Here is an 11,663-nt window from a genome sequence, read left to right as displayed (position 1 = left end):
GCATGACGAAAGGCCCGCGTCCGGTTCCCGCTCGACGTGCGAGTACGGGAACCGGACGCGGGCCTCGGAACGGGCGGAGCCGGAGCGCCCCGGACGGGGCGCGGGAGCGCGGTGCAACGCCACGGACGGCGGTGCGGGAACGCGGACCGGCCGTGGCGCGGCGGACGGAGCCGCGGGACTACAGACCGACCTCGCGCATCAGCATGCCGACCTCGGTGTTCGTGAGGCGGCGCAACCAGCCGGACTTCTGGTCGCCCAGCGGGATCGGCCCGAACGACGTCCGGACGAGCCGTTCGACGGGGAAGCCGGCCTCGGCCAGCATCCGGCGGACGATGTGCTTGCGGCCCTCGTGGAGGGTGACCTCGACCAGGTAGTTCTTGCCGGTGTTCTCGACGACCCGGAAGTGGTCGGCGCGGGCGTACCCGTCCTCCAGCGGGATGCCGTCCTTGAGCCGCTTGCCCAGGTCGCGCGGGAGCGGCCCCTGGATGGCGGCCAGGTACGTCTTCTTCACCCCGTACCTGGGGTGGGTCAGCCGGTGGGCCAGCTCACCGTGGTTGGTGAGCAGGAGGATGCCCTCGGTCTCGGTGTCGAGCCGGCCCACGTGGAACAGCCGCGTCTCGCGGTTGGTGACGTAGTCGCCGAGGCACTGGCGGCCGTCCGGGTCCTCCATGGAGGAGACGACACCGGCGGGCTTGTTCAGCGCGAAGAAGAGGTACGACTGGGCGGCGACGGTCAGCCCGTCGACCTTGATCTCGTCCTTGTGCACGTCGACGCGCCGGCCCTGCTCCAGGACGATCTCGCCGTTGACCTCGACGCGGGCCTGCTCGATCAGCTCCTCGCAGGCGCGGCGCGAACCCAGCCCGGCCCGGGCGAGGACCTTCTGCAGCCGCTCGCCCTCCTGCTCGGCGCCCGGGAAGGTCTTGGGCGTCCTGACCTCGGACCTGCCCGCGTACCGGTCCCGGTTGCGCTGCTCGATCTTGGCGTCGAGCTCGCGCGGGCGGGACGGGGCGCCCTGCCTGCGCCGGCCGCCGCCGCGGTCGTCGCGGGCCTGCGGGGGCTTCGGGCCGCCCTTGGCACCGCCGCGCGCCGCCGCGCCGCGCCCCTTGCGGGGACCGTCGCCGCCCTGCCCGTCCGGGGCGCCCACGTCGTAGCGGCGCTCCTCCGGCCGGGGCCTGCGGGGACGCTGCTCCTGCCGACCGTCGCGACCGGCACCGGCACCCCGGGGATTCCGGTCGCCGCCGCTCCGGCCGCCGCCGCTTCCGCTGTTCCTGCCACTGCTTCGCATCAAAATTCCGTCTTGTCGTCTGCGTGGGTATCGGGGGTGTCCGGTGCGTCCGGATCGAACGACGGCACACCCTCTCGCGTCTCGGCCTCGATCGCGTCCGCCTCGGGGAGGAAGGGCGCGAGCTCCGGGAGCTCGTCCAGGCCGCGCAGGCCCATCCGCTCCAGAAAGTAGTTCGTCGTCCTGTACAGGATCGCACCTGTTTCGGGTTCCGTGCCCGCCTCGTCGACGAGCCCCCGCTGGAGCAGGGTCCGCATGACCCCGTCGCAGTTCACGCCGCGGACCGCGGAGACCCTGGACCGGCTGACCGGCTGGCGGTACGCGACCACGGCCAGGGTCTCCAGTGCCGCCTGGGTGAGCCGGGCCTGCTGGCCGTCCAGGACGAAGCCCTCGACGGCCGCCGCGTACTCGGGCCGGGTGTAGAAGCGCCAGCCGCCGGCCACCAGCCGCAGCTCGAAGCCCCGGCGCCCTGCGGTGTACTCGCCGGCCAGCTCGCGCAGCGCGTCGGCGACGGCCGCGCGGGGCCGCTGGAGCACCTTGGCGAGGTGTTCCTCGGTGGCGGGCTCGTCGACGACCATGAGGACGGCCTCCAGAGCGGGCTTCAGTGCGAGATCCGCGACGGCGGAGCCGGTGGTGTCCTGCTGTGTCATGCCTTCCCATCCTCCTGGACGTCCCGCGCCCCGGCCCTGTCCCCGGCGCCGTCCTCCCGCGCGTCCCGCGCCCCGGCACCGTTCCCGGCTTCCTGTGCCTCGGTCCCGTTCCCGGAGTCGAACTCGTCCGTGACGACGGGGCCGGCCCCCTCTCCCCCGGCCCAGCGCACCAGGAGTTCCCCGAGGGCCACGTCCTGGTCGAGCGCGACGGCCTTCTCCCGGTACAGCTCCAGCAGCGCGAGGAAGCGGGCGACCACGGTGAGGGTGTCCGGGGCGTCCTCGGTGAGCTCCCGGAAACTGATCTCCCCCGCCCCGCGCAGCCGCGCCACCACGACCTCGGCCTGTTCCCGCACGCTGACCAGCGGTGTGTGGATGTGATCGACGTACACCTGCGGCTCGGGTCTCGGCCGCATCGCCTTCACGGCGAGCCGGGCGAAGCCCTCGGCCCCGATGCTGATGACGACCTCGGGAAGCAGCTCCGCATGGTGCCGCTCCAGCCCCACGGTGCGAGGGAAGCGCCGCCCCTCCGACACCAGCCGGCCGTCGAAGATCTCCGCGACGCGCTTGTACGCGCGGTACTGGAGCAGCCGCGCGAACAGCAGGTCCCGGGCTTCGAGCAGCGCCAGGTCCGCCTCGTCCTCCACCTCGGCGGCGGGCAGCAGCCGGGCGGCTTTGAGGTCCAGGAGGGTCGCGGCGACGACGAGGAACTCGGTGGTCTGGTCCAGGTCCCAGTCCGGTCCCCTCGCGTGGATGTACGCCATGAACTCGTCGGTGACCTTGGACAGCGCGACCTCGGTCACATCCAGCTTGTGCTTGGAGATCAGCTGGAGAAGCAGGTCGAACGGTCCCTCGAAGTTCGCCAGCCGCACGGTGAACCGGCCGTCGTCGACCTGCCCGTCGGGGGCCCGTCCTTCGTCGGACCGCCCACCATCGGCCTGCCGACCATAGGCCTGCCCGTCATCGGCGCGACCGCCGGGGATCCGCCCGTCGTCGGCCCGACCGTCATGGGTCGCAGGGCCCCCCGGAGCCACGTCGGCCACGGCGGGCGATGCGGCGGCCGGTTCCTGCCCGGGTCCCCGGTCCTCCCTCTCCCCCGGCCCGGGCTCCGGCGCGGCCCGGCCGCCCGGACCGCGGCCCAGGGGGCGGCGGGGGGTGCGGGCGGGCTCGTCGGTCGTCGGCATGAGGGTCCTGGGGCAAGCGGGATACGGGCGGCGGGCGGCGGCCCGTACGGAAGAGGGGCCGGCCGATCGGCCCGCGGCGGCCCCGGGCGGGCGGCCGGCCGCGGCGGCACTCCGGGCAGGCTACCGGCGACCCGGTCAGCGCCCGCGCAGCCGCCGTACGAGGATGCTCGCGTCGCCCCGCGACTCCAGGTCGGCCAGCACCACGGCGACCGCCTCGCGGACGATCCGGCCCCGGTCGACAGCGAGTCCGTGCTCACCGCGCAGCACGAGACGGGCGTGCTCCAGGTCCATCAGTTCCTCGGCCGAGACGTAGACCGTGATCTTCTCGTCGTGGCGCTCCCGGCCGCTGGGCCGTCGGTTCGCCCCGCGACCGCCGCCGCGCCTGCGCTGCTGCTGCACGGCGGGGACGGACGCCGCCTCCCGGTCCGGGGACGCGGTCGGCCGGGACCTGCGCACCGGCTGCCCGGCCGCCGTCCCCCGCTCGCCTTCGGCGCCCCGTCCGCGCGGCTGCGCCGCGTCGGCGTCCGCCGCCGTGTGCTCCTCCCTGACGTCGGCCGCCTCGGCCGCGCCCGTCCCGGACCCTTCGGCCCCGGGGTCGTTCTCACCGGCGGGACCCGGCACCCGGGCCTCGCCGTTCGCCTTGCGCCGCCGGTCCACCGGGGACGAGGACTGGAGGCCCATGCCCCCGGTGGTACGGAACAGCTCGTCGGCTCCGGGCAGACTCACTCGGCGTGACACCGGGCGAGCACCTCCCTGGCGAGCTGGCGATAGGCGGCGGCACCGACGGAGTTCGAGGCGTACGTGGTGATGGGCTCACCGGCGACCGTGGTCTCGGGGAAGCGCACGGTGCGCCCGATGACCGTGTGGTAGACGTGGTCGTCGAACGCCTCGACGACGCGCGCGAGGACCTCGCGGCTGTGCACCGTGCGGGAGTCGTACATGGTCGCGAGGATGCCGTCGAGCTCCAGCTCGGGGTTGAGCCGCTCCTGGACCTTCTCGATGGTCTCGGTGAGCAGCGCCACCCCTCGCAGCGCGAAGAACTCGCACTCCAGCGGAACTATGACCTTGTGAGCGGCCGTCAGGGCGTTCACCGTGAGCAGGCCGAGCGAGGGCTGGCAGTCGATCACGATGTAGTCGTAGTCGGCCATCAGCGGCTTCAGGGCGCGCTGCAGGGTGGACTCCCGGGCGACCTCGCTGACCAGCTGCACCTCGGCGGCCGACAGGTCGATGTTGCTGGGCAGCAGGTCCATGTTCGGGACCGCGGTCTTCAGCAGGACGTCGTCGGCCGACATGCCCCGCTCCATGAGCAGGTTGTAGACCGTGAGGTCGAGCTCCATCGGGTTGACGCCGAGTCCGACCGACAGGGCGCCCTGCGGGTCGAAGTCGACGAGCAGGACCCGGCGTCCGTACTCCGCGAGCGCGGCACCCAGGTTGATGGTCGACGTGGTCTTGCCGACGCCGCCCTTCTGGTTGCACATCGCGATGATCTTCGCGGGGCCGTGGTCGGTCAGCGGGCCCGGGATCGGGAAGTAGGGCAGGGGCCGACCGGTCGGGCCGACCCGCTCGCGGCGCTGGCGGGCAGCGTCGGGCGCGAGGGTGGCCGCGTACTCCGGATCGGGCTCGTACTCGGCATCGGGGTCGTAGAAGTGCCCCTGGGGCACCTCGTCGAAGTCGGCGAAGCGGGCGGTCTCTCGGCCACTCTCGTTGCCGGCCATGGCGTTCACGTGTAGGCCGTCCATCATCTGGGGGGCTGTCGTCATGTGCTGGTTGGTGGCGAAGGTGCGGACAGCGACGGAGCCGACAGCCTCCGGCCCGTGCGGGCCCCGGCCCCGTGCGGGCTTCCCTGGACGAACACCCCCGGGAGTAAATGTCGACTCATTCACAAGTCGTCTTACCTCCTTGGAAGTGACCAGGAAACTTATCGATAGGTCAGCGTGGCACCATGCCGACGATTGGCGACTCTATGGCGTGTCACCGCTTCGCAGCAACACAATCCACCGGACCCGGCCGGTCGTGTCGGCAATCGAACACCTCGCTGTCAAGAGTGCACGGGCATCGAGACGCACCTTTATCGGGGGCACGAATCGGTCGAAGGGCCGCGTTCGAGACGAGTTGAACGACGGCCGCCCGGGTCCGGGCACGCGTCGGGCCGGACCCTGCTCGGCAAGGTCCGGCCCGACGTATGAGGTTGACGGGAGGTGGGGAGGCACCCTCCCGCCCCGCTTGGACTGCGAAGCCCGCGGACTGCGCGGAACGTCAGCCGAGGAGCGTGCTCAGCTCGACGTGCTCCAGGCCGTGCGCCTCGGCGACCTCGCGGTAGACGACCTTGCCGTCATGGGTGTTGAGACCCTTGGCGAGGGCGGCGTCCCGGCGCAGGGCCTCGACCCAGCCCCGGTTGGCGAGCTCCACGATGTACGGCAGCGTGGCGTTGGTGAGGGCGTAGGTGGAGGTGTTCGGCACCGCGCCCGGCATGTTCGCGACGCAGTAGAAGACCGACTCGTGGACCTTGAAGGTCGGCTCGGCGTGCGTCGTCGGGTGCGAGTCCTCGAAGCAGCCGCCCTGGTCGATCGCAATGTCGACAAGTACGCTTCCGGGCTTCATCTTGGCGACGAGCTCGTTGGTGACCAGCTTCGGGGCCTTGGCGCCCGGGATGAGCACGGCACCGATGACGAGGTCGGCCTCGACGACGGCCTTCTCCAGCTCGAAGGCGTTGGACACGACGGTCTGCACCTTGGTGCCGAAGATCTTGTCGGCCTCGCGCAGCTTGTTGATGTCCTTGTCGAGCAGCGTGACGTGGAAGCCCAGCCCGACGGCGATCTGCGTGGCGTTCCAGCCGGAGACACCGCCGCCGATGACGACGGCCTTGCCGGCCGCCGTGCCCGGGACACCGGCCGGCAGCACGCCGCGGCCACCGGCCGAGCGCATCAGGTGGTAGGCACCCACCTGCGGGGCCAGCCGGCCCGCCACCTCGGACATGGGGGCGAGCAGCGGCAGGGCGCGGTTCGCGGTCTCGACGGTCTCGTACGCTATGGCCGTCGTGCCCGACTTCACGAGCGCGTCCGTGCACTCGCGGGAGGCGGCGAGGTGCAGGTAGGTGAAGAGCGTCTGGTCCTTGCGGAGGCGGTGGTACTCCTCCGCGATCGGCTCCTTGACCTTGAGCACCAGGTCCGCGGCGGCCCAGACCTCGTCCGCGGCGGGGAGGATCTGCGCCCCGGCGGCGACGTACTCCTCGTCCGTGATGGAGGAGCCGGCGCCCGCGTTCTGCTCGACGAGGACCTGGTGGCCGTTGCGGACGAGCTCGTGCACACCGGCGGGCGTGATGGCCACGCGGAACTCGTTGTTCTTGACTTCGCGGGGGATGCCGACCTTCACGTCGATCACGGTCCTTGACTCAGAGGGTTACCCGGACATGACTACACATACCCGGATAGACACTGCGTAAATGGAGACACCGCGAACACACGCGGTACAGCCAGTCTAATGAAGGACTTCACGCTGTCTAGCCTTACAAAGCACTAATTTTCAGTCACCGCACTACGGATTTCGTAGGTCGCATCCTCGTCTCGCAGCAGACTGTCGGCCAGACCCCGGTGCAGCCGGGCCGCGGCCGGGTCGCCGAGCCGCTCGAACGTGTCGGCCAGCCGCAGCTGGAGCGCCGCCTGGAGCCGTACGTCCCCGGCCCGCCCGGCCCAGTGCACGGCCTCCTGGCAGGTCTGCAGCGACTCGCGCGGCCGGCCCGCGTACTCCTGCACCCGGGCCGCCTCGCTCAGCGCCCGTGCCTGGGCCGGTACGTCGCCGAGCCTGCGGTACCCGGCCGCGGCGGCCCGCCAGTTCCGCAGGGCCTCGCCGTACCTCCCGGCATAGGTGTGGACGGCGCCCAGCCGCCCGTACAGCCTCGCCTCGTCGGCCCGCTCGTCCCGGGTGAGGCGCTGGGCCAGGGCCCGGCCGTACCAGTCGGCGGCCCGCTGGTAGTCCCCCAGTTCGGCGTAGGCGCCGCCCACGGATTCCATCGCGCGGCCGGTGGCGTACGGATCCTTCGCGGCCCGTCCGGCGTCCAGCGCGGCCCGGTAGCGGGCCAGCGCCTCCCGCGTGCGGCCGGTTCCCGCGTCGAGGTCGGCGAGGTTGAGCAGCGCCGCGGCCCGCTCCCGCGGCAGATCCCGCCGCTCGGCGACGGCCAGGACCAGACCGTGCAGTCCGTACAGGTCGGGCGCGGCGGCCTCGGTGCCCTCGTGCACGGCCAGCGCCCGCACCAGCGCCGACACCAACCGCCTTGCCAGGGTGTCGAGTCCGCCGTCCGCCACGGCGAGCCGGGCCGATGCCAGCAGGGCGGGCCGACGGCTCCGCAGCCAGGCGGCGGCCTCGTCGGGACCGGGGAAGCGCAGGGAACGCGGCAGCGCGGCGAGCCCCCGTCGGGCCGGGGAACCCTCCGGCTCGGTGACCGCCCGGCAGGACTGCAGCAGCCGTACGGTCCGCTCCAGCATCCGTGCCCGGGCGAGCTGGACCTCCGCGGGCCGGTCCCTGGCCTCCAGCAGGGTCCACAGCAGCGGTTCGAGGCAGCCGGGCACCTCGTACTGCGGCCGGTCCGTCCCGTCGCTGCGCAGCAGCCCGAGGGCGACGAGGTCGTCGAGGGTCGTCCGGGCGGTGTGGACGGAACAGCCCGAGAGCGCCGAGGCGCTGTGGACGTCGGCCGTCCCGCCGGGGGCGAGGGCGAGCAGGCGCAGCGTGCGGGCGGCGGCGGGCGGCAGCGAGTCGTGGACCAGCCGCAGGACCCGGGCCAGGGGGCGGGCACCGATGGGCTGCTCGGAGTCGTCCGGCTGCTCTCGGAGCCGTCGGGCGAGGTCGGAGACCGAGGCCATGGGGTGGGCCGCGAGCCAGCCGCCCGCCATCAGCAGGGCGGCCGGCAGCCCGCCGCACTCCTCGGCGAGCGACTCCGCGGTGCGCGGGTCGACGGTGATCCTCACGTCGCCGATGAGGCCGGCGAGGAGCCGGACGGCGGAGGCCGCGTCCAGGCCGCCGAGCGTGCAGGGGCGGACGTCCGGGATGCCGGTCAGCGGGCCCTCGGAGGTGGCGACGACGAGGCAGTCGGAGTCGTCGGGGAGCAGCGGGTCGACCTGTTCGGCGTCCGCGGCGTCGTCGAGGAGCAGCAGGGCGCGGCGTCCGGCGAGCGCCTCGCGGACCATTCCGGACAATTCGTCGCCGTCGGCGCCGGGCGGCCCCGTCACGCCCAACTGGTCGAGCAGTTCCCGGGCGGTGCGCTCGGTGGGGACGCGGGCGCCGCCGGGATCGGTGAGCCGGGCCCGGAACGGGCCGTCGCGGCGGTCGTCGTCGGCGAGCAGCCGGCGGGCCAGCTCCTCGGCGAGCGCGGTGCGTCCGAAACCGGGGCGTCCGGCGATCAGCAGAACCCGGGCGCGGGCGGGTTTACGGCCGGCCAGGGTGTCCAGTCCGACGTGTTCGATGTCGGCGTACAGCTGCTTCAACTCGCGTTCGCGGCCGAAGAATTGGGGCACTGTGGCGTCGGACGTCCCTTCGCTCCCCGCCGTCTCGGCCGGGCTTCCGGTGTCCACCGCCTGATCCGTCACGGGCCACGCTCCACTTCCGCCGCACGCGTCGCCCGCCGAGGGTCCGGTCAGGGCGTTCCGAGCGTAGTTCAGACGTGTGGACGAACGGTGTGGAGCGTGGCGCGGAGGTCCCCCGTTCGGATCATCGTCTTGTCCGATCAGAAGGTCCGATCCGCCTGTACCACCCGGTCCGCCCGCGGTGCCCGGACCGCCCGGACCGACGGGCCGTCAGCTCTCGAACGGGCGGGCCGGCCACGGCGCCCCGGCCGGGCGCAGCGAGTCGACCCCGTCGCCCGCGAGCGCCGCCGCGAGCGAGAGGACCCCCACGACGAGGCAGTTGTTGTGCAGCTCCCCGGCGAGCACGCCCCGTACCAGCTCCTGGAGCGGCACCCGGGCCAGCTCCATGTCGGCCTCCTCCTCGGAGACCTCGAAGCGCTCCCCGTCCGCCTCGGAGAGACCGCGGGCGAGGAAGATCCGTACGGCCTCGTCGCAGCCGCCCGGCGTGGTGTAGACGTCGGTCAGCACCCGCCAGTCCTCGGCCTTGGCGTACGCCTCCTCGTAGAGCTCGCGCTGCGCGGCGTGCAGCGGGTTCTCGCCGGGGACGTCGAGGAGTCCGGCCGGGATCTCCCAGAGCTTGTGGCGCACCGGGTGGCGGTACTGCCGCAGCACCAGGACCCGGTCCTCCTCGTCGAGGGCCAGCACGGCGACCGAGCCGGGGTGGACCTGGTAGTCACGGCGCACGACCGTGCCGTCGGGCATCACGACCTCGTCGGTGCGGACACTGGTCTTGTTGCCGGTGAAGGGCGTCTCGGTCGCGGTGACCTGCCATTCCTCGGGCGTGTCCTGGATACCCATCTACGTCCTTCCGCAGAAAACGAAAACCGGGGCACGCGTCCTGGTCGGACCCGTACCCCGGTCAACGTTAATGCCTGCGTACCGTCGGACTACTTGCCCGAGGCGGCACCCTGCCCGCCGCCGGCCTTCGCGCCCACCCTGCGCGCGACGGCCGCCTTCACCAGGCCGGCGAAGAGCGGGTGCGGGCGGGTCGGACGGGAGCGGAGCTCCGGGTGCGCCTGGGTGGCGACCAGGTACGGGTGGACCTCGCGCGGGTACTCGACGTACTCGACGAGCTTGTTGTCCGGGGAGGTGCCGGAGAAGACCAGTCCGGCCTTCTTCTCCAGTTCGGCGCGGTAGGCGTTGTTGACCTCGTAGCGGTGGCGGTGGCGCTCCTCCACGTACGGCTCGTCGTCGTACGCCTCACGGACCAGCGAGCCCTCGGCGAGCTTCGCCGGGTACAGGCCGAGCCGCATGGTGCCGCCCAGGTCCCCGGCGCCCTCGACGTAGGCCAGCTGCTCCTCCATCGTCGAGATGACGGGGTGCGCGGTGGCCGGGTCGAACTCGGTGGAGTTGGCGTCGGAGATCTCGGCGAGGTTGCGCGCCGCCTCGATCACGACGCACTGGAGGCCGAGGCAGAGGCCGAGCAGCGGCACCTTGTGCTCGCGGGCGTACTGGATGGCACCGATCTTGCCGTCGACGCCGCGGTCGCCGAAGCCGCCGGGCACGCAGATCGCGTCGACGTCGGAGAGCCGCTTGGCGGCGCCGGCCGGGGTCTTGCAGTCGTCGGAGGCGACCCACTCGACCTTGACCCGGGCCTTGTTGGCGAAGCCGCCGGCCCGGATGGCCTCGGTGACCGAGAGGTAGGCGTCGGGCAGGTCGATGTACTTGCCGACGAGCGCGACGGTGACCTCGTGGTCGGGGTTGTGGACACGGTCCAGCAGGTCGTCCCAGGTGGTCCAGTCGACGTCACGGAACGGCAGGTCGAGCTTGCGCACTACGTAGGCGTCCAGGCCCTCGGTGTGCAGCACCTTCGGGATGTCGTAGATCGACTTGGCGTCCACGCAGGCCACCACGGCGGCCTCGTCGACGTCGCACATCAGCGAGATCTTGCGCTTGATGGCGGTCGGCACGTCGCGGTCGGCGCGCAGCACGATGGCGTCCGGCTGGATACCGATGTTGCGCAGAGCCGCGACGGAGTGCTGGGTGGGCTTGGTCTTCAGCTCACCGGACGGGCCGATGTAGGGGAGCAGCGAGATGTGCACGACGAAGACGTTGTCCCGGCCGACCTCGTGGCGGACCTGGCGGACGGTCTCCAGGAACGGCAGCGACTCGATGTCGCCGACCGTGCCGCCGACCTCGGTGATCACGACGTCGACGTCGTCGGTGGCCATGCGGCGGATGCGGTGCTTGATCTCGTTGGTGATGTGCGGGATGACCTGCACGGTGTCGCCGAGGTACTCGCCGCGCCGCTCCTTGGCGATCACCTGCGAGTAGACCTGGCCTGTGGTGACGTTGGCCGAGCCGTCGAGGTCGACGTCCAGGAAGCGCTCGTAGTGGCCGATGTCCAGGTCGGTCTCGGCGCCGTCGTTGGTGACGAACACCTCGCCGTGCTGGAAGGGGTTCATCGTGCCCGGGTCGACGTTCAGGTACGGGTCGAGCTTCTGCATGGTGACCCGGAGTCCGCGCGCCTTGAGCAGGGCGCCGAGGCTGGAGGCAGTCAGACCCTTGCCGAGGGAAGAGGCGACACCCCCGGTGACGAAGATGTGCTTGGTCGTCGTGGATGTGGGCTGCATAGCCAAAGGGGGCTCCCGTGGTCGCGGTCTTGAGGGGCGTTCCGGTCTCGCCGTCCGGAGGGGTCCCGGCGGGGCCAGTCGCTGCGGTTCGGGGGCCGCGTCTGCTGTCGCCGACGACCACCGGTCCACGGGCTACCAGGGTATCAGCGACAAAGGGGGCCTGCTTCCGGCCATATCCCGCACATTCAGCTCACAAGATCATCGCAAGCCGTCCACTCCACACCGTTCGGGGCGGGCCCGTTGTCGAGACGGTCGCGCAGATCACCCGGGTGCGTCGTATCCTGCTCGGACACTCGCTGCGGGCGAGGTATCGGGTTCGCAGGTTTTCCCCCACATCTTTTCCCCCACCACAATCCCTCGCG

General features: G+C 72.1%; 9 protein-coding genes. All 9 read right to left on the bottom strand.

Annotation, left to right across the window (positions count from 1 at the left end; all coding sequences use genetic code 11):
• Positions 1-178: 178 nt before the first annotated feature.
• Complete coding sequence (locus AMK22_RS35135) at positions 179-1,285, bottom strand: pseudouridine synthase (protein ID WP_073791605.1); 1,107 nt, start codon at positions 1,283-1,285, stop codon at positions 179-181.
• Positions 1,285-1,932, bottom strand: coding sequence for an SMC-Scp complex subunit ScpB (gene scpB / locus AMK22_RS35130; RefSeq protein ID WP_073791603.1), 648 nt, complete (start codon positions 1,930-1,932; stop codon positions 1,285-1,287). The genes AMK22_RS35135 and scpB overlap by 1 nt, the downstream gene beginning before the upstream one ends.
• The gene (locus AMK22_RS35125; protein ID WP_073791601.1) at positions 1,929-3,113 is read right to left on the bottom strand and encodes a segregation and condensation protein A; all 1,185 of its coding nucleotides are present in this window, start codon (positions 3,111-3,113) and stop codon (positions 1,929-1,931) included. Before AMK22_RS35125 ends, scpB begins: the two co-directional genes overlap by 4 nt.
• A 135-nt stretch (positions 3,114-3,248) precedes the next feature.
• Positions 3,249-3,839, bottom strand: a complete 591-nt coding sequence (locus AMK22_RS35120; RefSeq protein ID WP_073791599.1) for a hypothetical protein — start codon at positions 3,837-3,839, stop codon at positions 3,249-3,251.
• Positions 3,836-4,996, bottom strand: coding sequence for a ParA family protein (locus tag AMK22_RS35115; RefSeq protein WP_073791598.1), 1,161 nt, complete (start codon positions 4,994-4,996; stop codon positions 3,836-3,838). Before AMK22_RS35115 ends, AMK22_RS35120 begins: the two co-directional genes overlap by 4 nt.
• 373 nt (positions 4,997-5,369) lie before the next feature.
• Positions 5,370-6,485, bottom strand: coding sequence for an alanine dehydrogenase (ald, locus tag AMK22_RS35110; protein WP_073791638.1), 1,116 nt, complete (start codon positions 6,483-6,485; stop codon positions 5,370-5,372).
• A 143-nt stretch (positions 6,486-6,628) separates the two neighbouring features.
• A complete protein-coding gene (locus tag AMK22_RS35105; protein WP_073791596.1) occupies positions 6,629-8,692 on the bottom strand; it encodes a tetratricopeptide repeat protein in 2,064 nt (687 codons plus the stop codon).
• A gap of 207 nt (positions 8,693-8,899) precedes the next feature.
• Positions 8,900-9,526, bottom strand: a complete 627-nt coding sequence (locus AMK22_RS35100; RefSeq protein WP_073791595.1) for an NUDIX domain-containing protein — start codon at positions 9,524-9,526, stop codon at positions 8,900-8,902.
• A gap of 89 nt (positions 9,527-9,615) precedes the next feature.
• On the bottom strand, positions 9,616-11,301 hold the full coding sequence (locus AMK22_RS35095; protein ID WP_073791593.1) for a CTP synthase: 1,686 nt from the start codon (positions 11,299-11,301) through the stop codon (positions 9,616-9,618).
• Positions 11,302-11,663: the final 362 nt, after the last annotated feature.

This window comes from Streptomyces sp. CB01580 (genome assembly GCF_001905795.1).
Lineage (GTDB): Bacteria > Actinomycetota > Actinomycetes > Streptomycetales > Streptomycetaceae > Streptomyces.
Note: the sequence above shows the minus strand (reverse complement) of the source record. Positions and strands in the feature narration are given on the sequence as shown.

What these genes read in the sequence shown, in the direction of transcription:
- AMK22_RS35135 (WP_073791605.1), bottom strand. Translation starts at nt 1,285, where the DNA reads ATGCGAAGCAGTGGCAGGAACAGCGGAAGCGGCGGCGGCCGGAGCGGC.
- scpB (WP_073791603.1), bottom strand. Translation starts at nt 1,932, where the DNA reads ATGACACAGCAGGACACCACCGGCTCCGCCGTCGCGGATCTCGCACTG.
- AMK22_RS35125 (WP_073791601.1), bottom strand. Translation starts at nt 3,113, where the DNA reads ATGCCGACGACCGACGAGCCCGCCCGCACCCCCCGCCGCCCCCTGGGC.
- AMK22_RS35100 (WP_073791595.1), bottom strand. Translation starts at nt 9,526, where the DNA reads ATGGGTATCCAGGACACGCCCGAGGAATGGCAGGTCACCGCGACCGAG.
- AMK22_RS35095 (WP_073791593.1), bottom strand. Translation starts at nt 11,301, where the DNA reads ATGCAGCCCACATCCACGACGACCAAGCACATCTTCGTCACCGGGGGT.